Source organism: Streptosporangium sp. DT93, from assembly GCF_049844535.1.
In the GTDB taxonomy this organism is placed as follows: Bacteria; Actinomycetota; Actinomycetes; order Streptosporangiales; family Streptosporangiaceae; genus Streptosporangium.
The window spans coordinates 1-23209 of sequence record NZ_JBNCLF010000009.1 but is presented as its reverse complement, the minus strand read 5'-3'; the positions used below and the strand labels follow the sequence as shown (position 1 = coordinate 23209).

Here is a 23209-nt window from a genome sequence, read left to right as displayed (position 1 = left end):
ATGCTGAGAGCGGAGCGGCAACAGCAGAACCTCACCACTGCTTTATCTATATATGTGGACATTTGATCGTTGAGGGGGGTGAGGAGATCCCTACATTTTGTGGAAGTGACCTACCCGAACCCGAGGTGATCGCGTGGCCGTTCCGCTCCGCAGAAAACTGGCTCACTGCTCCTTTTGCGGTGTGAACGAACTGGCCGCCGTCCCCCTGATCACCGGCACCGGGACCGCCATCTGCGTCGACTGCGCGTACGCCGGGATAGCCGCCGTCGAGGGACGGCGCCGCGCCCGGCAGGCGTCGGGCAGGCTCACCCCCTCGATGCTGGTGGCCCGCCTGGACGAGCACGTCATCGCCCAGGACACCGCCAAGCGGGCGCTGAGCGTGGCCGTCTACAACCACTTCAAGCGGATCGGCAGGATCGGCCCCGGGGAACGCTCCACCCGCCTCTCCAAGTCCAACATCCTGCTCGCCGGGCCGTCCGGCACCGGCAAGACCCTGCTCGCCGAGACGCTCGCCAGGACCCTGGACGTGCCGTTCGTGGTCGCCGACGTCACCTCGATCACCCAGGCCGGCTACGCCGGGGAGGACACCGAGTCCATCTTCCGCCGCCTGGTCACGGCCGCCGACGGCGACGTCAACGCCGCCCAGCACGGCATCGTCTTCCTCGACGAGGTGGACAAGCTCGCCCGCCGCGAGGGCGGCACGCTCGACGTCTCCGGGGAGGGCGTGCAGCAGAGCCTGCTGAAGGTCCTGGAGGGCACCCAGGTCTCCCTGGACCCGCGCGGCGGCGCCGGCGGGGGCCCCGCGGGCGGCGAGACGCGCCGGCTGGACACCTCCGACATCCTGTTCATCGCCGGCGGGGCCTTCGTCGGGCTCGACGAGATCGCCGCCGAGCGCGGCGGGTCCCGGGGCATCGGCTTCGCCGCCGACATCGGGGGCGAGCGCGCCCCCGCGCCCGAGGTGGAGCCGCAGGACCTCGTCTCCTTCGGGCTGCTGCCGGAGTTCGTGGGCCGCATGCCGGTGGTGGTCCAGCTCCAGCCGCTCGGCCTGGCCGAGTTGCGCCGGATCGTCTCCGAGCCGTCGGGCTCCCTGCTGTCGCAGTACGAGGAGCTGTTCCGGCTCGACGGGCACGTGCTCTCGTTCACCGACGAGGCGCTGGTGGCGGTCGCCACCGCCGCGCACGGCAGGAAGACCGGGGCCAGGGGCCTGCGATCGATCATGGAAAGCACCCTGCTCGGGCTGATGTACGACAGCCCCGACTGGGACCCGGGACGGCGCCTCGTCGTGGAGGCCTCCGACGTGCGGGCCGCCGCCGACACGGCACCCCGACCGCCGGTCCCGGCACAGACCTCCCCGCCCGCCGAGGCGGGGCGGAACACCGAACACACCGGGCGGCGGGCACCGCTTCCGCGTGTCGTGCAGGCCGCGGCGCCCGACCACCCGATGTGAACCGTCACCCACGCGAGCGTGGGATCAGCAAGGAGACAACATGACAACCCCCCAGATCGTCAACCCGCTCCCGCTGCAGACCGAGTTCCCCCCGGTCGCCGACGTCGAGTTCCAGCAGTCCGAGCTGAACATCCCGATCGTCTCCGGCGGCGAGGTCAAGGAGATCCTCAAGATGACGGCGGTGCTCCGCCTCGACCGCGGCGCCCCCGTCACCAACGCCGGTGGCCACCGGCAGTTCGAGTTCGCCATCGAGCAGTGGGAGGTGGCCGGCTTCTCCGAGACCTTCGGTGAGTTCGTCACCATCACGCTGTCCGACACCCCGCAGCCGCGCAGCCTGGCCATCGCGCAGCAGGCGGGCAACGACTACCCGGCGATCATCGTCTACAACGCCATCTTCGACGTCTACGTGGGCAAGCGCCGCGTGGCGGAGAAGGTCACCGGTCTCGGTGTCGGCGTCGACGCCTACGAGGTCCCCCCGCGCGTGAACATCCAGTTCCAGAAGGCGTTCCCGCTGGGCCCCGGCATCGAGGCCAGCGCGGGCGCCTGCGCCGAGGAGACCGCCCTGAACGAGGGCGACTTCCAGGCGAAGGTCGACGAGTTCCGTCAGCTGCGCGGCTGAGGACTCGGGTAGCCCAGGCGGGCCCGCGACCGGCGACGGCCGCGGACCCGCCCCGGGCCCCGGGATCCCGGGGCCCCTCGTCCGGAATCCGGCATCGCGGGTCCTGGCGGCCCGGGCTCGGAACCCGGGAGTCCCGGCACCCGATCCCCGGTGCGGGGACCTCACCCGGCGGGGGCGACCCCGCCGGTTCTCCTCCCTTCCCCCGGTTGCACCCCGGTGCCCGCGGCGTCGTGACGTCACGGTCACCTCTGCCTTGAGAGGACCTTCCTTGACGTCCCTGAGTTTCCGGCCGGGCAGCAAGCAGGACCCGAGTTACGCGCACGAGGACGGCACCCACTCGCTGCTCGTCACCGACATCATCCAGCGCGGCACGGCCAGCCAGATCTACCGGGCCCTCACCGACCCGGCCTCCCTGGCGGCGTGGACCGGCGAGCCGGCCGGCGAGACCTCCGACGGGGTGAGCTGGAGCGTCGCGGAGTTCGGGCTGTCGGCCACCACCGCCGAACTCGTCCTGGGCGAGCGGGTCGCGATCACCATGGACTGCGAGGGCTGGCCCACGCGGCGCAGCGTCGCCGAGATCAGGCTCTGGCCGACCCCCAGGGCGACCATGGTCGTGGTCACCCACCGGGGCCTGTCCGAGGCCGACCTGCAGCACGCCCGGGAGATGTGGGCGCCCCGCGTCCTGGACCGGATGCGCTGGTACATCTGCGCCGTCGGCCCGCAGAGCAGCCCGGTCGGCGTCGTCGACCGGGGTGAGAGGGGATGAGCCGGGTCGAGGCGCGGCTCGCCCCGCCTCCCGCGCCGTCGACGTCGTACGCGGTCTCGCTGCGCGGGGCCTTCACGGTCACGTTCCTGCTGCGCGCGTCGCAGATGGGGACCATCGCCATCATCGTGCCCTACCTGCTGGACCGCGGGGTCGAGCTGGCCATGCTCGGCACGGTCATGATCTGCTCCGCCTTCGGCGCCGCCGCCTCCAACCTGATCACCGGCCGGCTGGTGGACCGGTTCGGGGCCTGGCGGGCCCTGGTCGGCGGCTGCACGGTGGCGTTCCTCGCCGCGCTGGCCTTCATCATGATCTCCTACCTCCCGGTGATGGCCGTCGCCTACCTGTTCACCACCGGCGGCATGGCGGCGGCCGGGAACGCGCTGCGCACCACGATCGGCCTGGCCACCCCGGCGGCCGAGCACGAGCGGATCTTCGGCCGGTTCAACAGCGTGGGGACGGCCGGCGCGCTGGTCGGGCCGATCATGGTCGGCCTGGTCGTGATCGACGGCACCGCCGCCGCCCCCTGGTTCGCGGTGGTGGCCCTCGGCAGCGCCGGAGTCGTCAGCCTGCTGAGCCGCACCGCCGCCCTCCCCGCGGAACTGCGCAAGGACGGGGTCGAGAAGACCGCGGAGACCGGGAACACCGAGGGCGGGGAGGACGCCGCGAAGGCGGACGGGACCGCGCCGGCCGGGAAGGCCGCGGGTACGGACGCGGACGCGGTGGACAGGACCTCGCTGCTGGACGTGCTGCGCTCCATCGGCCCGGTGATCGCCCTGGTCTCGGCCACCGCCACCATGTACGGCGTGTACGCCGTGCTGTGGGGGCCCTACCTGCGCGAGCTCGGCGCGGCCGACCCGATCATCCCGTGGTCGTTCACCGCGACGATGCTGCCGGTGGTGCTGCTGTCGCCGCACGCCTCCAAGGTGCTGCCCAACACCCCCCGCTGGCTCGTGGTGGGCGTGGTCACCGGCCTGCTGGGCGTGCTGGCCTTCGCGTACGCGATCACGACCAGCATCTGGATGGCCATCGTCATCTCGGTGGTCGAGGGTGTGCTGATGGCCGTCTCGGTGCCCCTCACCTACGCGCTGATCACCAAGCTGGCGCCCCCGGCGGCACTCGGCCGCTCCTTCGGCGTGGCCAGCGCCTCGGACTCGGTCTCCTCGGGCATCGGCACCTCGGTCGCCGGGATCCTGATCGCCGCGGGAGGCGTGGCGTTCGTCTTCCAGCTCGCCGGCGCCTACTGCGTGCTCGGCACGGTCCTGGCGATGTTCTGGTGGTGGCGCAAGAGCGTCCGGCGCTGAGCCTTCGATCCGGGTCCGGGTTCCGGGAGCACGGCGGTCCCGTCCCCCGGGGCCGCCGTGCCCGGGGGACGGGTGCCGCCCGATCAGGGGGCCGGCGCGTCCAGGATCGGGATCAGCCACTCCTCCTCGTAGTCCAGGTGGGCCTCGACCGCGCCGGTGAGCCGCTCGACCTCGGTGAGCACCGGGAGGGGGTCCGTACGGTCGGCGGAGACGACCTCGCGCAGGTCGTCCAGGAGGGTCGCGATCGTCCGGTGCTCCTCGCGGAGCCGCTCCAGCACCGGCTCCAGGTCGGGACGCTCCCGGCCCAGGGCCGGGAACATCATCAGGTCCTCACCGGTGTGGTGGTTGTGCATCCCCTGGCAGAGCGTCAGGCAGTTCACCCGGAGCTGGGCGCCCAGGCCGGGACCCGACCGCGCGACCTCCTCGCGGATCAGGGCCAGCTCCCGCCGGAACGCGTCGTGGACCAGCCTCAGGTGCGCGCCCCAGGACGTGACGTTCGGCGCGGGAGGTCCGTCCCCGGCCTGCCGGAGGGCGACCACCGGGATGACGCGGTCGGTCCTGGCCTGGTACTCGGCCCATCCCGGATCGGCCTCGGCCGCGCGGGCGAAGACCCGGTCGCGTTCGGCGCCCTCCAGCACGACGGCCCGCGCCTCGTAGGTGAAGGCGCCGGTCTCGACCGTGACGCGGGGGTCGGCCACCAGGTTGTGGAACCAGGCGGGGTTCCTCGGGGCGCCCGCGGCCGAGGCGATGACCAGGACCTGCTCGCCCCCGTCGGGAAGGTAGCCGAGCGGGGTCGTGTGCGGGGCCCCGGACCGCGCGCCGACGGTGGTCAGCAGCAGCAGCCGGGCCCCCTCGAAGAAGCCGCCGACCCGGCCGGCGTTGGCGCGGAACTCCTCGATGACCTGCTGGTTGAAATCGTTGGGCATTCTCTGTACGTGCTCCTGTTCCGGTGGCCCGCGGACCGTTCGCGGGCATGGCGAATGACCGCACGGCGGGCCGCGGGAAATCACCGTCGGGTGATGCCGGCCGCGGTGCGGGTGACAAAGGGAAAGGGCGTGCCGAATATCCGGCCGGGGTGGAGTGCCCACCCGCCGGACCGGCTCGTCGAAGGCGCGCCGAAGCGACGGTGACCTGCACCGTCGTACTCATGGAAACGTCGCGTCGAATGCGCGGGATTCGCGGCATGCGCGGCATGCACGGAAAAAGAAAAGGCGGGCCTCTGGCCTGCCCGGCGATCACGTGGTGGCCGGGTGCCCCACTCGCTCTTGGCCCAAGGCCGACCCGGCAGTCATGAATTCAATGTAGTGCTTGGTGAAGGGGTGAGGCAACACGGGTTTCCCGGCGGAACGTCTTTTCGCCGGCGTGTTTTCCCGCGGGCCGTTTCCGTGCGCAGCCGTCCACCGGCCGGTCCGGTGAACCGGGTGGCGCGTTCCGAGGGATCGGCCCGTGCGCCCGCCGGTGGGTGGGCGGACGAGAGGCCGCCCACCCACCGGGGTCACGGCTCGGAGGAGAGCCGGTCGGCGGCGTGCTCGATGGCGCTGCTCACCCGGTCGGCCAGCAGGCCGACCGCGCCGACCGCGCGGGTCATCGGGTCGTCCTCGGCGCCGCCCAGCGCCTGGGAGCGCAGGTGGGCCGCCTTCACCTCCGCCCACCGGGCGGCCTGCCCGGCCGTCATGGTGCCGCGCAGCTCGGCCAGCTTGAGCAGGTTGGACTCCGCCCCCGAGGTGAGCGTCTGCGCCTCGCCGACGTAGTGGTCGTCGATCACGGCCTCCAGCTCCGCGTCGTTCATCACCGGCATGACCCGTGCCGCGAGCCTGTTCATGTTCCGGTACGAGCCCTGGAGCCGGAACGGCGGCTCGGTCCGCGAGGCGTCCGACCGCGCGGCCGAGGCGATGTACTCCTGGTTGCACGCCAGCACCGTCCGCTGGATCCGGAGCAGCTTGCGCAGTACCGCCAGGATCTGCTCCAGCTCCGTCGGCGAGTACGGGTACGAGAGCCGGTCGGCCCGGACGCCCTCCTCTCCCCGCGCCAGCCGCACCAGCAGGCGGATGTCGCCGCGGTCCCGGCCCGCCAGCGGGGCCAGCACCGGGTTGGAGGTCAGCGCGTTGTCGATGTAGCTCAGCGCGAACAGCTCCTCCCTGCCGGAGAGCACGTCGCCCAGGTTCCACACGTCGGCTCGGTTGGCCAGCATGTCGGGGATGCGGAAACGCCCGCCCGACTCGGTGTACGGGTTGCCCGCCATGCAGACCGCGAAGCGCTTGCCCCGCAGGTCGTAGGTGCGGGTACGGCCCTCCCAGACGCCCTCCATCCGCCGCTGGCCGTCGCAGAGCGAGATGAACCTCTGCAGCAGCTCGGGGGAGGTGTGCTGGATGTCGTCCAGGTACAGCAGGACGTTGTTGCCCATCTCCAGCGCGAAGGAGATCTTCTCGACCTCCTGCCGGGCCGTGGCGTCGGGCGCCCGCGCCGGGTCCAGCGAGGTGACCAGGTGTCCCAGGGCCGGCCCGTCGACCTTCACGAAGATCAGCCCGAGCCGGTCGGCCACGTACTCCATCAGCGTGGTCTTGCCGTACCCCGGCGGGGAGATGAGCAGCAGCATGCCCATCTGGTCGGTCCGCTCGGCGTCACCGGCCGCGCCGAGCTGCTTGGCCAGGTTGTCGCCGATCAGCGGCAGGTAGACCTCGTCGAGCAACTGGTTGCGGACGAAGGCGCTCATCACCTTCGGGCGGAACTCCTCCAGCCTCAGCCGCTCGCGCTCGGCCGCGACCAGCTCGTTGCGCCGCCGCTGGTAGGCGCGGTACGCCGGGACGCGGTGCTCGCGGAAGCGCCGGGTCCTGGTCAGGAACTCGTCCAGGCGCAGCTCCATCCGGTGCGCGGAGATGCGGGGGTGGGTGCCGAGCAGGCCCTCGACCACGACGGCCCGCGCCGCCTCCGAGTCGTAGCGCGGCAGCTCGCACAGCAGCACGGCCACCGCCTCCGCGAGCTCGGCCGACCTCCCCTGACCCGCGCCCGCCCCCCGGGCGGAGTCCGCCCCGGAACCCGTCGCGGAGCCCGTTCCCGAGCCCGTCGTCGCGGCCGGGTCCCCGGTCGTCCCCGCGGTCGTGCCGGCGGCCCGTCCGGCGCCCTCGAAGGCCGACAGCCACGCCTCGGCCAGGCGGTGACGCCCGGCGAGGTCGTCGCCCAGCGCCCGCAGGTCGTCCTCGAACCCCGCGCGGGCGGGTCCCAGCGCCCGGTCGAACCGCTCCAGCAGCGACCGCGCCCCGGCGCTCGTCACGAACCCGTCGGGACCGCCCGCGAGCTCCTCGAAGAGGTACTCACCGGCCTGCCCGGCGTCCAGGGCGTCCCACTGCCCGTCGTCCGGATGGCCCGCCGTGCCCGCCGAACTCGGCGAGCCCGTTGTACCCGCTGTGCCCGCCGTGCCGCCCCGCAGGGGGAGGACGAAGGACGCGATCGCGCGGGCCAGGGCGTCGCGGGTCTCGTTCACCGCCTCCACGTGCCCGAACAGGGACCGTGCCCGCGCCAGCGACCCCACCCGGGTCGTCCAGGCCGCGCGGGCGTCGGCGTCGACGCCGAACGCCCAGAAAAGCTGGGCCGCGGCCCTGGCCTCCGGAGGGTGGCGCAGCAGGCCGGCGTCCGCGTACAGCCGCAGCGCGGCCCGCAGGACGGCGGTGGCGTCGTGGTCGTGGACGCCGCGCTCGTACCCCTCGTCGTAGCGGGTCTCGGCCACCCGGCGGACGATCTCCAGCAGCTCGCCGCCCTCGGACGCCGCGGCCTCCCGCAGCGCCCGCAGCGGGACCGGGATCTCGCCCGCGGTCAGGGCACCGGCCTCGGCGGCGGCCAGGATCGAGGCGGCCAGGTACTCGCCCCGGTACACCTCGGGCGACTCCGAGACGGCCGCCTGGTCCCAGAACGGCCGGGTCCCGGCGAAGTCCGCGTCGCGCACCGGGGAGCGGTAGTCGGTCCCGGTGACGGCGAACGCCATGCCACCCTCGTGGGGCACCAGGGTCAGGTCGGCCGGCCGGGTGTTGACCGCGAACAGGTGCCGGCCGAGCCGGATGGTGTCGCCGCCGTCGGTGTAGAGGTCCAGGCGGTCGCGCAGGGCCCGGCCCGCCTCCTGGCGGGCGGACGCGATCCGCCCTTCGAGCTCCTCGGCGCGCACCTGGTCGCCCAGCGCGCGCAGCTCGCCGGCCACGGCCCTGAGCTTGAGCACCATCGGGTCGGACCCGAAGTAGGTGTTGACCTCGTCCTGGGACGCCAGGCCCGCCACCCGGCGCCGTACCCCGGCCAGGATCCGGGTCGCGGAGTCGGCCAGCCGGTCGGCCCGGCGGGCCCGCTCGTCGAGCAGCGCCTGACGGCGCGAGGAGAACGCCTCGTAGACGTCCTCCCGCTTGGCGGACAGCCGTACCAGGAAGTCGTCGAACTCGGCGAAGCGCGACTCCAGGTTCTCCAGCTGGAGCATCAGGCGGCCCAGCTGCTCGTCGCAGCGCTCGGGGGTGTCGGACATCGCCAGGGCGCCGGTGATCGCCTGGCCCAGCAGGGCGTACTCGGCGGCGAAGGCGGCCCGGCCCTCACCGGCCAGCAGCTCCGTGCGGCGGGACCTGAGCGTGGCGCGGGCGCGGTTGACGCCGCCGAGCACCTCGCCGACCCGTTCCAGGATGGCGGTGCGCACGGTGGCGTCGGCGATGTCGAGCGTGCCGACGACCTCGACCAGCACCTCCAGGCCGCGCGCCTGCCGGTCCATCCGCTCGGCGACCGGCCCGGCCTCGGCCACGGTGGCGATCGCGCCCGCGTCCGCGACCAGCCGCCCGACGTCGGCGTGGTAGCCGGCGAAGGCGTCGTCGCCGCTGAGGAAGCCCGCGGCGCTCCGCGCGGCGGCGCCGAGCTCGGCGGTCAGTTCCGCCTCCAGCGCGTCGATCCCGCCGAGGTCGACGTGGCGCATCTCGCGCAGGGTCACCAGGTGCCCCTGCGCGCGGCGCAGCTCCGAAAGCCGGTCCACCCACCCCTGGGCGGTCCCCGGCGCGTCGACCCGCGCCTGCCGTACCAGCGAGGTGACGTCCGCGGCGGCGGCCTCCAGCGCCTCGGCCGCCTGCCGGGTGAGCTCCTGGACCGCCTCGAACTCGTCCAGCACCTGCTCGGCGGTGGCCCGCACGTCGGCGAGCGGGCCGCGCAGGTGGTGCTCGCCCAGCCAGTGGTAGTGGTCGAAGACCCGGGCGCAGGCGGCGATCAGCGCCTCGAAGACCGGCACCGACGGCGCCGTCTCCTCGGTCATCCTGGCCACCGACAGGCAGTCGGAGATGCCGCGCACCAGCTCGGCGTTGCCGATCCGCTCCAGCGGCCCGGTGCCCGTGCGCCGCCCGGCGGCGTACAGGTCGGACTGGTAGGCCGTCTGCCAGACCTGCATGGGATGGACGCGGGTGGGCTCCTCGGAGACCGCCCTGAAGACCACCAGCGTGCCGTCGTCGAACAGCGAGTACCCGTGGCAGGACAGCGGCGTCGCCACCTGCTTGCGGATCACGTTGTACGGCAGCAGCAGCGACCGCCCCTCCGCCCTGGCGTGGAAGACGTAGAGCACGTCCTCGCCGTTGGGGGAGCGGACGACCCGCTCGAACTCCAGGTCGGACACGTCGGTGTCGAAGGTCTTGCTCACGCCGGTGGACAGGTGGTAGCCGCCGGGGAAGATGATCCCCTGGTCCTCGGGCAGGCGCCGGCAGGCCTGCCCGATGCCGTCGAGGCGGACCACGCCCTTGGTGCGGGTGTTGAAGACCAGGTGCCGCCACTCGGTCTCCTTGTACGGGCGCACCCGCAGCAGGATCAGCGGGCCGATCCTGGCGTGCTGGACCTCCGCGTCGGCGAGGCTCTGCAGCGGCTCGGCGACGGGTTCGCGGTAGACGCCCTCGCCGGTCTCGGTGTTGTTCTCGACCTTGATGGTGAGGTCGCCGCCGACCGTCTCGACGAACACCTCGCCCTCGATCGAGATGTGCGGGTGGCGGCCCGGGACGTGGTCGTCGCGGGTGGCCGGGATCCACTCGAAGTCGTGCGAGGGCGGGAACGTGTGGTCGCGCTCCCCGCGGTTGTCGATGTAGGTGAGCGTGCCGCCGGTCTCGACCTGCCAGCGCAGCACGCGGGTGTCCTGCGGACCGGTCCGGAAGACGGCCAGCAGCTTGCTCTCGACACGGCGGAGCTGGAGCAGCCGCGTCTCCCGGTAGTAGCGGTAGAGCTCGGCGAAGTCGTGCTCGAAGCGGGGGTCGCGGAACATCGGCGCGGGGTCGAAACGGAACGGCCTGCCGGCCTCGCCCGCGCCGCCGTCCGCCGTGCTCCCGGGAACCTCGCCGTTCCCCGCGCCACCGTTCTCGGCGGGGGCGCCGGAGGCGCCGGGGACACCGGCGCCGGTGTCCCGTACGAACGTGTGCACGGAGAAGACGTCCTCGACGGTCGTCTCCGGCTTCAGCCCGATGAACACGTTGTAGCCGAAGAGCATGAGCCCGCCGACGGACACGATGTCGCGCGGCACGCAGTTGTTCTCGGTGCGGATCCGCTCGGTGCCCAGCAGGCGCATCTCGGTCCCGCCGAACACCGCCAGGCGTTCGGCGTTGAGCCCGTCGGCCCGCCGGGCCAGCTCGGCGGCCTGTTCGGCCAGCCGGGCGCGGAGCACCTCGTAGGTGCCCGCGTCCAGCCCCGCCCCCTCGCCGGGGGTCCGGACGACGGCTTCCGCCGTGGAGGACGTCACCGCCGGGCGGAGTCGAGCGCGCCGGCCGGGACCTCGGCGGTGCCGGACGCCTGGGCCTCGGCCAGCAGGAGGCGAAGCCTGTCGGCGTCGGGCCCGCCCTCCTTGATCAGTTTCATCAGCAGCGCCGAGAGCGAGAGGTCGCGCACGCCCGCGGTGTCGATCGAGCCGAGCATCCCGGCCAGGTCGGCGGGAAGGCTCGCCGAGCCGTTCAGGTAGGGCCCGGCCAGCGTCCTGGCGACGTCGGAGTGGTCCATGAAGCCGTCCACCGCCTTGCCCATGGTGATCGAGCCCATCAGCCGGTCGAAGAACACGCTGTCGCCGCCGACGATGTCGATGTTGGCCTTGGACAGGCCGGCCGACAGGACGGAGGCCTGCGCCTCGGCGATCCTGCGCTGCACCTCCACCCCGGCGAGCCGGATCTCCTTCTCCGCCTCCAGCCGCAGGCGGTACTCCTCGTGGGCGCGGGTCGCGTCGTCGAGCGCGGCCATCGCCGCGGCCTTCTCGGTGAGGCCCTCGGCCTCGGCCTTGAGCTTCTCGCCGATCGCGGTGGCGGCGGCCATCGCCTTGGCCTGCTCGCCCTCGGCCTCCGCCTTGAGCTTCTCGCGCACCCCGGTGGCCACGGCGAGCGCCCTGGCCTGCTCGCCCTCGGCGGCCGCCAGCGCCCGCTCCCGCTCGACGGTGGCCTCGGCGCGGCCGACCTTCTCGATCGCCGCGGCGTCCCGCTCGCGTACCTGCACCTCGGCCAGCCCGGTGGCCGCGACCTCGGCCTGCACGCCCTCGGCCATGCGGATCTTGGCGCGGGCGTCCAGCTCGGCGGCCTGCTGGCGGGACTCGGCCAGCACCAGTACCTCGCGGGCCCGGTGCTTGGAGGCCGCCTCGGAGGCCTCGGCCGCCTTGATGTCCTTGACCAGGCTCTCCTGCGCCTCGGCCTCGGCCTGGATGATCACGGCCTGGCGGGTCCGCTCGGCCTCCTCGACCACCCGCAGGCGCTTGATGCTCTCCTCCTGCTCGGCGACGGTCCTCTCCACCACGATCCGCTCGCGGACGACCTCGGCGATGGAGCGCTTCTCGCCCTCCACCTCCTTGTCCTTGGAGATGCGCGACAGCTCGGTCTCGCGCTCGCGCGCGATGACCTCCAACAGGCGGTCCTTCTCGATGCGCTCGGTCTCGATGGCGAGGACCCGCTCGCGGTTCTTCGCCGCGACCGCGATCTCGCGGGCCTGGTTCTCCTGCTGGACACCGAGCTGCTCGTCGGTACGGAGCCCGGCGGCCTGCGCCTTGAGCCGCTCCTCGGCCTGCACCTTGGCGGTCTCGGCCTCCTCGCGGGCGCGCATCGTCGCGACCTCGCGCTTCTGCTTGGTCTCGGCGTCGGCCTGGCGGCGCTCCAGCTCCAGGATGGCCTCCCGCGCGTCCACGTTCTGGCGGGTGATCTCCTTCTCCTCGCGCCGCCGGAACTCGTTGGTGCGCACGTGCTCGATCGCGGTCAGCTCGGTGATCTTCCTGATGCCCTGCGCGTCGAGGATGTTGTTCCTGTCCATGGAGGTCAGCGAGGTCTGCTCCAGGTAGTCGATGGCCGCGTCCTCGAGGCTGTAGCCGTTGAGGTCGGTGCCGATGACCTGGATGATCTGGTCGCGGAAGTGGTCGCGCTGGGTGTAGAGGTCGACGAAGTCGAGCTGCTTGCCGACGGTCTTGAGCGCCTCGGAGAACTTGGCGTTGAACAGCTCCTGCAGCGTCTCCTGGTGGCTGGCGCGGGCGGTCCCGATCGCCTGGGCGACCTTCACCACGTCCTCGACGGTCTTGTTGACGCGGACGAAGAAGGTGATGCGGATGTCGGCGCGGATGTTGTCGCGGCAGATCAGGCCCTCGCGGCCGGTCCGCGCGATCTCGATGGTCTTCACCGAGATGTCCATCAGTTCCGCCTTGTGGAAGACGGGCAGCACGACGGCGCCGGTGAACGTGACGTCCACCTTGTTGATCTTGGAGACGATCAGCGCCTTGCCCTGTTCCACCTTGTTGAACAGGCGGCTGATCAGGAAGAGCATGCCGATGACGAGCAGGAGGACGACGGCGAGGAGAATGCCGAGTCCGGTGGAGATGACGTCCATGTGGTCCCTCGATTAAATCGGACGATCGGGGTCGAGTTCCGCGTCGTACGGCATCACCCAGAAGAATTCGCCGGGGGAGTCATAGGCGAAGATCAGGGCGGTGCTGCCGGCTGCGAAATCCTCGTCGCCGGTCTGTCGTACTTGCACGAGAGCGGATGAGCCGTCCGCGGAGGTGACCTCGGCCTGGCCGAAGTCGCGGCCGACCCGTCCGGTGCGGATGACGCACGCGCGGCCCACGAAGTCGGCGCGGGAGGGGAGGCGCTCCTTCGGGACGAGACGCCGCAGCGACACGACGATGAGACGGGTGCACGCCCAGGCGCAGAGAAGTGCCCCGAGGAGCACCGCGACCAGGGCGGGGGTACCGGTGAACAGGGTGCCGCCCACCAGGCTGACGAACCAGGCGACGGCCACCAGCAGCGAGACGGCGATCGCGGCCGGGACTCCGCCGAGTCCCAGCCCGCTCATCAGGCCTGCCGCGCCCGTCGCCTCGGAGGCGTCGTCGTCGAACCCGAAGACGCCGGCCACGACGAGCACCCAGTAGACGACGATGACCAGGAGCAGGAACGTGAACAGGACGGTCGGGAAAGAGAGCGCGGCGTCGACGAACGGACCCATCGGCGTGTGAGATCCCCCTGCTGGTGTACCGGATCGCGCTCCCCCGAGTGCGCGTTCATGACTATATACAGATAAAGATCCGTTAAATGCGAAAGTTCCCCAAAAGGGAAAATATCCGTATGAGTACCCCGGAGGTCAGAGGCGCGGACCTATCTGGTTATGCCCGTGTTATCCCGTGACTGCCACCCTTGGACCGCGTGCGGGCATGCCATGCCCGCCGGGGAGGTACGGGGGTGAACGGGTGGAGAACGGGGAGAGCGGTATGCGGGTTCTGATCGCCGAGGACGAGCGGATGCTCGCCGACTCGATCGCGGCGGGACTTCGGGCCGAGAGGTTGGTCGTGGACGTCGTCCACGACGGCGGGGCGGCCCTGGAAAGGCTCGCCGCCTGCGACTACGACGTGCTGGTCCTGGACCGGGACCTGCCGGTCACGCACGGGGACGACGTCTGCAGGACGGCGGTCGAGACGGGCGGCCCGGCCCGCATCCTGATGCTCACCGCTGCGGGCGACGTACGGGACCGGGTGGAGGGCCTGTCCCTCGGCGCGGACGACTACCTGCGCAAGCCGTTCGCCTTCGAGGAGCTGCTGGCCCGGGTACGCGCGCTGGCTCGCCGCACCGGCCCGGTGGATCCGCCGGTCCTGCGGCACGCCGACATCAGCCTCGACTCGGTCCACCGGCAGGTCTTCCGGGCCGGCCGTTACGTCCCGCTGGCCCGCAAGGAGTTCGGCCTGCTCGCCGAGCTGTTGCGCGCCCGCGGCATCGTGGTCTCGGCGGAGGTCCTGCTGGAGAAGGTGTGGGACGAGCGGATCGACCTGTTCACCAACACCGTGCGGACCACGATGATGCGGCTGCGCCGCAAGCTGGGCGACCCACAGGTCATCGAGACCGTCACGGGAGTCGGGTACCGGATCCCGTGAGGACGACCGTCCGGACGAGGTTCGCCCTGCTGTTCGGGGCCATGTCCCTCCTGATCGGCGCCCTGCTGCTGGGCACCGTCCTGTTCGTCGTGCGACAGAGCCTGCAGCCCCTTCCCCACGAGAGCAACACCGGGGTGGTCCGCGTGCCCGACGGATGGGCCCTGCAGGAGGACTTCCGGACCGGCTACGAGCGGGCGGTCCGGCGGCTCTACCTGCGCGACACCATGCGCTCCGTACGCGACTGGGGAGTTCTCGCCCTGCTCGGGACCACCGCGATCGGCGGCGGGGCCGGCTGGTGGGCCGCGAACTGGGCGCTCCGCCCGGCCAGGAAGGTCACCGCCGCCGCCCGGCGCGTGGCGCAGAGCCACGACCTGGCCGAACGCATCCGCCACGACGGCCCGGACGACGAGGTCAAGGAGCTGGCCGACATCTTCGACGGCATGCTCGGACGGCTGGCCCGCGTCGTGGACGGGCAGCGGCGGTTCATCGCCAACGCCTCGCACGAGCTGCGCACCCCGCTCGCCGTCAACCGCACACTGGTCGAGGTGGCGGTCCGCGCGCCTGGTACGACCGCGGAGGTACGGCGGCTCGGCGAGTCGCTGCTGCTGGTCAACACGAGGCACCAGAGGCTGATCGACGGCCTGCTCGCGCTGGCCGAGGGCGAGCAGGTGATCCACGACCGGAGCCGGTTCGACCTGGCCGACGTGGTGGAGCACGTCGTGGACCAGGCCGAGGCCGAGGCGGGGGAGCGCGAGGTGAGCATGCGCGGCGCGCCGGGACACGCGCCGATCGCGGGTGACCCGGCGCTGGTCGAGCGGCTGGTGCAGAACCTCGTGGAGAACGCGATCAGGCACAACCTGCCGGGTGGACAGGTGTGGGTGACCAGCGGGCGGTGCGGCGACACGGTGGAGCTGGTGGTCGCCAACACCGGTGCCGCCGTGTCGCCCTTCGACGTCGAGGCGATCTTCCAGCCGTTCCGCCGGTTGAGGGTCGAACGGCTGGACCCCGGGCGCGGCAGCGGGCTCGGCCTGTCGATCGTCCGGGCCGTCACCGGCGCGCACGGCGGCACGGTCACCGCCCGGCCGCGCGACGGGGGCGGTCTCACGGTCACCGTGCGGCTGCCGTACGCGGAGTGACGGGCGGGCGGGTCAGACGGGCCGGGTGATCATGTAGGCGAGGCCGACGAGGATCACGACGGGAATGAGCCAGACGACGGCCTCGATGGCGAATTCCTTGTACATGGGGACATCCCTCCGCAGCGGTGATCGGCAGGAGCGCGGATCTCCGACGATAACCGCCACGGCCTCTTCCGGCCAGGACCTACCGCACGGCTCACGCGAGACCCCGTCCGGCTCACCTCAGACCCCGCACGGCTCACGCGAGACCCCGTCCGGCTCACCTCAGACCCCGCCGGGGCGCCGGAACCCTGAGCCGGGCGCCGGGTCGCCGCCCGGCTCTCCGGGCCCCTGAGGCGTTCCCGAGCGGGATCCCCGAGCAGGGTTCCCGGGTCGGGTCCCCGGGCCCGGTGCCTACGCCGGGTCCGCGGAGCCGACCACCAGCGGGGTGTCGGAGATCTCCCCCTCGACCACGTCGGCGACCACGCAGGTGATGTTGTCGGGTCCCCCCGCCTCGCAGGCGAGCTCGATCAGCCGCCGGGTCACCTCCGTCAGGTCGTCGACCTCGGCGAGCACCTGCCGCAGCCGCTCGGCCTCGACCACCCCGGACAGCCCGTCGGAGCAGAGCAGGTAGCGGTCACCGAGCTCGGCGTCCCGCAGGGACAGGTCGAGTTCGAGGTTCTCGCCGCCGTCGAGGACCTGCAGCAGGATCGACCGGTGCGGGTGGCGGGCGGCCTCCTCGGCGGTGATCCGGCCGTCGTCCATCAGCGTCTGGACCAGCGTGTGGTCGTAGGTGATCTGGTACAGGTCGCCGTTGCGGAGCAGGTAGGCGCGGGAGTCGCCGATGTGGGCGAGGGCGACGCGCGAGCCGTTCCAGAGCATCAGGGTCAGGGTGGTGCCCATGCCGCTGAGCGTCGGGTCCTCCTCGACCAGCTCGCGCAGGCGCTGGTTGGCCTTGCGGACCCCGACCTCGGCCGCGGCGACGAGGTCACCCGGGCACTCCTGGTCCAGGGACGCGACGGTGGCGATCGCCGCCGAACTCGCGACCTCACCGCCCACGTGACCGCCCATCCCGTCGGCGACGGCGAGGAGCCAGGCGCCCGCGTAGGCGGCGTCCTCGTTGCCTTGCCGGACGCGGCCCACGTCGGAGCCCGCCGTATAGCGCAGCGTGATCATATGCACACCACTGGATCGTCGAGTTGCACGAGCTAAGCCGCTTTCGGACAGTTGGGATGGGCGTGGGCGAACCGAGATGTTCCACGATCCACTTAACACCATGGTGGCGCAAGCGGCCTGGGGAAGTGTTGCCACATCTGTTGACGGCTGTGGCGGCGCGTAAGCTGTTTCAGAACACTCTCGGGACTCTTCGGTGCCCTCCGCACCGTGCCCGGAGTCCCGCGCCTTACGCACCGAGGAGACCAGGAATGGCCGCGATCATTCAGGAGGCGGCACGGCGCCGCACGTTCGCGGTGATCAGCCACCCCGACGCGGGCAAGTCGACCATGACGGAGGCGCTGGCCCTGCACGCCTCGGCGATCAGCCAGGCCGGCGCGGTGCACGGCAAGTCCGGGCGGCGCGGGGTGACCTCCGACTGGATGGAGATGGAGAAGGCCAGGGGCATCTCCATCACCTCGGCCGCGCTCCGCTTCGAGTACCGCGGGCACATGTTCAACCTGGTCGACACCCCAGGTCACGCCGACTTCTCCGAGGACACCTACCGGGTGCTGGCCGCCGTCGACTGCGCGGTCATGCTGCTGGACGCCGCCAAGGGCATGGAGCCGCAGACGCTCAAGCTCTTCGAGGTCTGCCGGCACCGGCGCATCCCGGTGATCACGTTCGTCAACAAGTGGGACCGCCCCGGACGCGAGGCCCTGGAGCTGCTGGACGAGATCCAGGAGCGGACCGGCCTGAAGCCCACGCCGATCACCTGGCCGATCGGCACCGGCGGGTTCTTCCACGGGGTGGCCGACCGGGCCGCCGACCGCATCGTCCGCTACACCCGCACCCCCGGCGGCGCCACCAAGGCCATCGAGACCGACCTGACCGCCGAGCGGGCCCTGGCCGAGCTGGGCGAGGACTGGGAGCGGGCCAAGGACGAGATCGACCTGCTCTCCGCGATCGGCTCCGACCACGACCAGAAGACCTTCGAGGCGCACGAGTCCACCCCGGTGCTGTTCGGCGCCGCCCTGTCCAACTTCGGCGTCGGCCGCCTGCTGGACGCGATGGTCGACATCGCCCCCGCCCCCACGCCCCGCCCGGACGTCTCCGACGACCCGCGCCCGCTGGAGGAGCCGTTCTCCGGGCTGGTCTTCAAGGTGCAGGCCAACATGGACCCCTCGCACCGCGACCGGATCGCCTTCGTCCGGGTCTGCTCGGGCAGGTTCGAGCGCGGCATGGTGCTCGTCCACGCGGCCACCGCCCGCCCGTTCGCCACCAAGTACGCCCAGTCGGTGTTCGGCCAGGAGCGCGCCACGATCGACGAGGCCTACCCCGGGGACGTGGTCGGCCTGGTCAACGCCAGTGCCCTGCGTCCCGGCGACACCCTCTACGACGGCGCGCCCGTGGAGTTCCCGAGGATCCCGAGCTTCGCCCCCGAGCACTTCTCCACCGCCCGGGTCCGCGACTCCAGCCGGTCCAAGCAGTTCCGCAAGGGCATCGAGCAGCTCGACGCCGAGGGCGTGGTCCAGGTGCTGCGCTCCGACGTCCGCGGAGACCAGTCGCCGGTGCTCGCCGCGGTGGGCCCGATGCAGTTCGACGTGGTCAAGCACCGGATGGGCGCCGAGTTCAACACCGAGATCCTGATGGACCGGCTCGATTTCGGTATCGCCAGGCTCACCGACGCCGAGTCGGCGCCGATCCTGGCCCGCCAGCGCGGGGTGGAGGTCTTCACCCGTTCGCTGGACGGTGCCCTGCTGGCGCTGTTCACCGACGAGTGGCGCATGCGCGGTGTGATGCGCGACCATCCCGACCTGGTGCTGAACGCCCTGCTCGCCGACACCCGCGGCTGAGCGGTTCCCCTCGCGGCCGCCGGTCCGTGACGCACGTCCGCGGGCGCGCCCGCGCAGGGGCGACGGCCCTGGCCCATACGGGTGGCGGTGACCACCGGTCCGCGGGGTGCGTGCGGTGGTCCGTACCGGCCGATCGTTGGAAAATGACGCATGGTGAGATATGAGGCTATGAGCGTGATTAAGCCGATTAAGTGGGGCATCCTGGCGACCGGCGGCATCGCCGCCACCTTCACCGAGGACCTGAAGCTCCTGCCGGACGCCGAGGTGGTCGCGGTCGGATCGCGGTCGGAGGCGTCCGCGCGGGCCTTCGCCGACCGGCACGGCATCCCGCGGGCCCACGGAAGCTGGGCGGAGCTGGCCGCCGACCCCGACGTGGACATCGTCTACGTCGCCAACACCCAGAACGCCCACCACGACGCCGTACGGACCTGTCTCGAAGGGGGCAAGGCCGTGCTGTGCGAGAAGGCGTTCACCCTCAACCGGGCCGAGGCCGCCAGGCTGGTCGACCTCGCGCGCGAGCGGGGCCTGTTCCTGATGGAGGCCATGTGGACGCGCTGCATCCCGGCCATCCGTACCATCATGGAGCTGGTCGAGGGCGGCGCCCTCGGCCCCGTCGCCACCGTCCACGCCGACTTCGGGTTCTCCGTCTCCGTCCCGCCCGACCACCGGCTCCGCAACCCCGCACTGGGCGGTGGCGCGCTGCTCGACGTGGGCGTCTACCCCGTCTCCTTCGCCCACATGGTGCTCGGCGCTCCCGCCGGGGTGCGATCCTGGGCGCGGCTGACCCCCGAGGGGGTGGACGAGAACACCGGCGTGCTGCTCGGCTACGACAGCGGGGCGGTCGCCCTGCTGTCCTGCGGCATCACCACGCACAGCCCGGTCGCCGCGTCGATCTCCGGCCCGCTCGGCCGGATCGAGGTGCCGGCCCCGTTCTTCCGTCCCGACACCTTCGTCCTGCACCGCGTGGAGGGTGAGCCGGAGACCTTCCACGTCCCCTTCGAGGGCAAGGGCATGCTGCACGAGGCGGCCGAGGCGATGCGCTGCATGCGCGAGGGCCTGCTGGAGAGCCCGCTGATGCCCTGGCAGGCGACGCTGGACGTGATGGCCACCCTGGACGAGGTTCGCGCGCAGGTGGGCGTCCGCTTCCCCGGCGAGTGAGGCGGATTCCCCGGCGAACGAGGCGAACGACCGGCCGGGGCGGTTCCTGCTCGCCCACCTGAGAGGGTCCCCCTTCCGCGTGGCCGGGGCGTTCGTCCTCTCGTACCGGACGGGGCGGTCACGAGGGTGTCCAGGTTCGCCGTCATGAACGATCATGGACACCCTCTATCTCACGTCCGCGGCCGGCCGGAGGGACTCTCAGGAACGAACGGCGCCGGCGCCGGGACCGATCAGAGGTGCAGGGTGGTCGACGCGGTGCCGATCCGCAGGCCCCCCGAGAACAGGTCGGTCCTCAGCGCCTTGTTCAGGGCACCCGCCGCGACGGAGGTCAGCTTGACCCGGATGTTGCGGGCGTGCACGACCGAGCCGTCCACCTTGAGCTTGGCGGCCGACAGGTCGAGGTCGAAGACCGGGACGCGGGTCCTGGGGTCGTCGTTGACGTTGCCACTGATCCTGCCCTTGGCCAGGTCGATGACGAAGTCGCCGACCTTGAGCCGCTTGCCGTTCCTCACGTTGACGAACGCCAGGTCGCCGCGGTGCTCGACCTTCCCGGCCAGCGGCTTGACCGAGGCGCGGCCACCGGTGACCGGATAGCGGAAGGACAGGGACAGGTTGTCGCCCGAGACGTGGACGCCGGTCTTGCCGGGAGAGGTCGTGTAGGCGGCGATCCCGTTCTCGAGAAGAACCTTGCCCAGGCCCCGGGCCGTGGTGACCTTGGTCTCGCCGCCCTTGACGGGCGCGGCCGTGGCGGCCGAGGCCGGAGCCTGGAGGGGGAGGACGAGCAGGGCGGCGCAGGCCGCGACCGAGCTCAGCGTACGAAGAAGGCGCATGGTAAGTTTCTCTTTCCTTGACGACATCACCCCCTCTTCTTGGGCTGGGCGCCGTATGGATGCACCGCCATCGCCATTCGTCGCCCAGGAAACGGATGACGATCGTCCCCGACCCCCCGACCGGACATGTCGCACAGAACTGACGACGACAGCACCGAGCTGGACGACGACGCCCTGGCCGCGGGCCTGCGTGACGGAGACGAGCGCTGCCTGGCCGAGGCGTACCGCCGATGGGCTCCGACGGTCTACACGCTCGCACTGCGCTCGCTGCGGCACACCGCCGACGCCGAGGACGTCACCCAGAAGGTGTTCGTCGCCGCGTGGAACGGCAGGGCCGGCTACAACGCCGAGGCCGGGTCCCTGGCCGCCTGGCTCACCGGCATCACCCGGCACAAGATCGCCGACCAGTGGAGGCTGATCCAGCGGGACCAGAGGATCTCCCACACCGTGGCCTCCGAGGTCCGGGAACCCGCCGCCCTGGACACGGTGACCGACGGGGTCCTGCTGGCCGACGAGCTGAACAAGCTGGGCGAGCCACGACGTACCATCCTTGAACTGGCCTTCTACCAGCAGCTCACGCACATCGAGATCGCCGCCAAGCTGGATCTGCCGCTGGGCACGGTCAAAAGTCACATCAGCCGGGGGCTCGACCGGCTGCGCCGGCGTCTGGGGGTGAACAGTGCACCATCCGAACGATGACACGCTCGCGCTGATCGCCCTGGGGGAGGAGGCCGATTCCGCGCACCTGGCCACCTGCCCGGACTGTCGCGAACGTCTCGACGGGCTCGTCCAGGTCGTCTCCGCCGTCCGGCGGGGGCCGCTGGAGCATCCCGGCCCCGGTGTGTGGGAGGGCGTACGCGCGGAACTCGGCCTCTCTCCCGGCCTCCTGCCCGGCCCCGCCGCCCGATCCGCTCCGGCCGCCTCGCTTCCGGGGGCTCCGCTTCCGGCGGCCCCGCCCGTCCGGGCCGAGCCGGTCCCGTCCGGCCCGGACGCCCAGGACGGGTCCGTCGATCCGGGTGCTCCGGCGGCCCCGGCCGCTCCTGCCGTCACGCCCACGCGGCCCCGGCCGCTCCGTCCCTCCCGTCAGGCGGGCAGGGGGGCGGTGGGCCCGCGTGCGGGCCGGCGCGTCCGGCTGCTCACCGCCATCGCCGCCGGTCTGGTCGCCGGGATCGGCGGCACGCTCCTCTTCCAGGGGCTGACGTCCGACCGTGACACCGTCGTGAGCCAGACGGTGCTCGCCGCCCTGCCGGGCAAGCAGGGGGACGGCGTGGCGGAGCTCCGGACCGGGGCGGACGGCGACCGCCTGCGGGTCCGGCTCAGCGGGCTGCCCGCGCCCGACGGCTTCTACGAGGTCTGGCTGCTCGACCGGGCCGCCAAGCGGATGATCTCACTCGGAACGCTGGATCCTTCGGGACAGGCCTCCTACTCCCTGCCCGCCGACGTCAGGACCGCCGACTACCCGGTGGTGGACGTCTCCCGCGAACCGCTCGACGGGAACCCGGGGCACTCCTCCGACAGCTTCCTGCGCGGCACCCTGCACGGGTAGGAGGCGAGCCCGTCGCGTCGGCGGCGGGTTCGGCGTGTCCGCGCGGGACCCGGGCCGGGTGCCGGGTGGCGGTTGCCGTGTGTCAGGTGCCGAGCGGCGGATGTCGGGCGTCGGGTGCCGGGGGTCAGACGAGGCGCCAGTCGTGGCGTTCCAGGAAGGCGCGCCCGCCCGTGGCGTACTCGGCGAAGGCCTCCTGGACCGCCGCCAGGTCCGGGACGTGGGTGCGGAACATCCGGCCCCTGACACTGTCCCTGTACTCCAGCTCGTACCCCGAGAGCTCCGGGGAGGTCTGGACGAAGTGCTCGCCGAAGACGACCAGCGCCATGAACGGGTTCTGCGGGGACAGGGTGGTGAGCGCGTCCGAGACGAGCCGCAGGTCGGGATCGACCACGATCATTCCGTCGCCCGTGCGCATCTCCATGGCGGGGTGGACGCCCCGCGGCTCCCGGTTGTGCACCAGGTGCCGCTGCGGGTCGTAGCAGACCAGCCCGCACTCGGCCGCCAGCGCGAAGACCTCGGCCGATTCCTCGTCGGCCCGCTCGGGGGGCAGGGTCACCAGGACGAGGCCCGGGGAGAGCCGCTCGGCGCCGGGAAGCCGTTCCGTGAACGCGGCTACCCCTGGATGCCGCTCGGCTGCCTCGGCCTTGCCGGGGGTCTCGTCCGGGGTTGTCGGCCTATCGAGGCGCTCACCGGCACGTGCCGGTACGCCCCCCGGTTCCGCGTGACGCGCCGCCTGGAAGACGTCCCGGGCGCGTTCCCTGGTGATCGGCTCGGGCTCGTGCCAGACGGCCAGTTCGAAGCTCACGACTCCATTGTCCCCTGGTGAGGAGACCCGGCGGATCCGGTGACTCACGGGTCCCCGCCCCTGTCGGGAAGGCCGCGATCGCGTGGGACGCCCGGTCGCGTCACCGTGTCCCCCGAGGGGCTGGGAACGAACCGCCTCAGCGTGGCGGGCGGGGCGGGGGTCTGCGGGGGCGGGCCCCCGGCGGCCGGCGGGGGGCCCGGCGGGGGCCGCGGGCCTGGCGCGGCCCCCGCGGGGGGCGTGCGCGGCCGGGT

Annotated in this window: 17 protein-coding genes; 10 read left to right on the top strand and 7 right to left on the bottom strand. The window is 72.2% G+C overall.

Translation table 11 applies throughout. The annotated features are described in order from the left end of the window. The first annotated feature begins 133 nt into the window (after nucleotides 1-133). The 4 genes from clpX to ACLQ2R_RS20310 all read left to right on the top strand — a co-directional run bounded on the left by clpX (nucleotide 134) and on the right by ACLQ2R_RS20310 (nucleotide 4133). The gene (gene clpX, locus ACLQ2R_RS20325; protein WP_425961649.1) at nucleotides 134-1447 is read left to right on the top strand and encodes an ATP-dependent Clp protease ATP-binding subunit ClpX; all 1314 of its coding nucleotides are present in this window, start codon (nucleotides 134-136) and stop codon (nucleotides 1445-1447) included. 40 nt (nucleotides 1448-1487) lie between these two features. Further along, complete coding sequence (locus ACLQ2R_RS20320) at nucleotides 1488-2066, top strand: hypothetical protein (RefSeq protein ID WP_362813095.1); 579 nt, start codon at nucleotides 1488-1490, stop codon at nucleotides 2064-2066. A 268-nt stretch (nucleotides 2067-2334) separates the two neighbouring features. Further along, nucleotides 2335-2832 carry an SRPBCC family protein gene (locus ACLQ2R_RS20315; RefSeq protein ID WP_425961647.1) on the top strand — a complete coding sequence of 166 codons (498 nt, stop codon included), beginning with the start codon at nucleotides 2335-2337 and terminating at the stop codon, nucleotides 2830-2832. Next, nucleotides 2829-4133: an MFS transporter gene (locus ACLQ2R_RS20310; RefSeq protein ID WP_425961645.1), complete on the top strand. Its 1305-nt coding sequence runs from the start codon at nucleotides 2829-2831 to the stop codon at nucleotides 4131-4133. The genes ACLQ2R_RS20315 and ACLQ2R_RS20310 overlap by 4 nt, the downstream gene beginning before the upstream one ends. An 83-nt stretch (nucleotides 4134-4216) precedes the next feature. Here the strand turns inward: ACLQ2R_RS20310 and ACLQ2R_RS20305 are convergent, their stop codons facing one another. The 4 genes from ACLQ2R_RS20305 to ACLQ2R_RS20290 all read right to left on the bottom strand — a co-directional run bounded on the left by ACLQ2R_RS20305 (nucleotide 4217) and on the right by ACLQ2R_RS20290 (nucleotide 13577). After that, nucleotides 4217-5059: a nitroreductase/quinone reductase family protein gene (locus ACLQ2R_RS20305; RefSeq protein ID WP_425961643.1), complete on the bottom strand. Its 843-nt coding sequence runs from the start codon at nucleotides 5057-5059 to the stop codon at nucleotides 4217-4219. 569 nt (nucleotides 5060-5628) lie between these two features. Then, nucleotides 5629-10857, bottom strand: a complete 5229-nt coding sequence (locus ACLQ2R_RS20300; RefSeq protein WP_425961641.1) for a DNA repair ATPase — start codon at nucleotides 10855-10857, stop codon at nucleotides 5629-5631. Continuing rightward, entirely contained in the window at nucleotides 10854-12962 is a 2109-nt protein-coding gene (locus ACLQ2R_RS20295) for a flotillin family protein (protein ID WP_425961640.1), read from the bottom strand. Before ACLQ2R_RS20295 ends, ACLQ2R_RS20300 begins: the two co-directional genes overlap by 4 nt. 12 nt (nucleotides 12963-12974) lie before the next feature. Then, nucleotides 12975-13577: a hypothetical protein gene (locus ACLQ2R_RS20290; protein WP_425961638.1), complete on the bottom strand. Its 603-nt coding sequence runs from the start codon at nucleotides 13575-13577 to the stop codon at nucleotides 12975-12977. A 262-nt stretch (nucleotides 13578-13839) separates the two neighbouring features. Here ACLQ2R_RS20290 and ACLQ2R_RS20285 point away from each other — a divergent pair, with 262 nt between their 5' ends. Further along, entirely contained in the window at nucleotides 13840-14496 is a 657-nt protein-coding gene (locus ACLQ2R_RS20285) for a response regulator transcription factor (protein WP_425961636.1), read from the top strand. Further along, entirely contained in the window at nucleotides 14493-15632 is a 1140-nt protein-coding gene (locus ACLQ2R_RS20280) for a sensor histidine kinase (RefSeq protein WP_425961634.1), read from the top strand. The genes ACLQ2R_RS20285 and ACLQ2R_RS20280 overlap by 4 nt, the downstream gene beginning before the upstream one ends. Before the next feature lie 393 nt (nucleotides 15633-16025). Here the strand turns inward: ACLQ2R_RS20280 and ACLQ2R_RS20275 are convergent, their stop codons facing one another. Continuing rightward, nucleotides 16026-16787, bottom strand: a complete 762-nt coding sequence (locus ACLQ2R_RS20275) for a PP2C family protein-serine/threonine phosphatase (protein ID WP_425961632.1) — start codon at nucleotides 16785-16787, stop codon at nucleotides 16026-16028. A 248-nt stretch (nucleotides 16788-17035) separates the two neighbouring features. On the opposite strand from ACLQ2R_RS20275, the gene ACLQ2R_RS20270 reads away from it, so the two are divergent. Both ACLQ2R_RS20270 and ACLQ2R_RS20265 read left to right on the top strand, forming a co-directional pair. Continuing rightward, on the top strand, nucleotides 17036-18619 hold the full coding sequence (locus ACLQ2R_RS20270; protein ID WP_425961630.1) for a peptide chain release factor 3: 1584 nt from the start codon (nucleotides 17036-17038) through the stop codon (nucleotides 18617-18619). 168 nt (nucleotides 18620-18787) lie between these two features. Beyond that, the gene (locus ACLQ2R_RS20265; RefSeq protein WP_425961628.1) at nucleotides 18788-19777 is read left to right on the top strand and encodes a Gfo/Idh/MocA family protein; all 990 of its coding nucleotides are present in this window, start codon (nucleotides 18788-18790) and stop codon (nucleotides 19775-19777) included. A 230-nt stretch (nucleotides 19778-20007) separates the two neighbouring features. Here the strand turns inward: ACLQ2R_RS20265 and ACLQ2R_RS20260 are convergent, their stop codons facing one another. Beyond that, nucleotides 20008-20607: a hypothetical protein gene (locus ACLQ2R_RS20260; RefSeq protein WP_425961626.1), complete on the bottom strand. Its 600-nt coding sequence runs from the start codon at nucleotides 20605-20607 to the stop codon at nucleotides 20008-20010. Nucleotides 20608-20733: 126 nt separating this feature from the next. On the opposite strand from ACLQ2R_RS20260, the gene ACLQ2R_RS20255 reads away from it, so the two are divergent. Together ACLQ2R_RS20255 and ACLQ2R_RS20250 are read left to right on the top strand one after the other, a co-directional pair. Then, on the top strand, nucleotides 20734-21306 hold the full coding sequence (locus tag ACLQ2R_RS20255) for an RNA polymerase sigma factor (protein ID WP_425961624.1): 573 nt from the start codon (nucleotides 20734-20736) through the stop codon (nucleotides 21304-21306). Further along, nucleotides 21287-22153, top strand: a complete 867-nt coding sequence (locus tag ACLQ2R_RS20250; RefSeq protein WP_425961622.1) for an anti-sigma factor domain-containing protein — start codon at nucleotides 21287-21289, stop codon at nucleotides 22151-22153. The genes ACLQ2R_RS20255 and ACLQ2R_RS20250 overlap by 20 nt, the downstream gene beginning before the upstream one ends. A 124-nt stretch (nucleotides 22154-22277) precedes the next feature. Here ACLQ2R_RS20250 and ACLQ2R_RS20245 read toward each other — a convergent pair whose 3' ends face one another. Then, nucleotides 22278-22958, bottom strand: a complete 681-nt coding sequence (locus tag ACLQ2R_RS20245; RefSeq protein ID WP_425961620.1) for a hypothetical protein — start codon at nucleotides 22956-22958, stop codon at nucleotides 22278-22280. Between the last annotated feature and the right edge of the window lie 251 nt (nucleotides 22959-23209).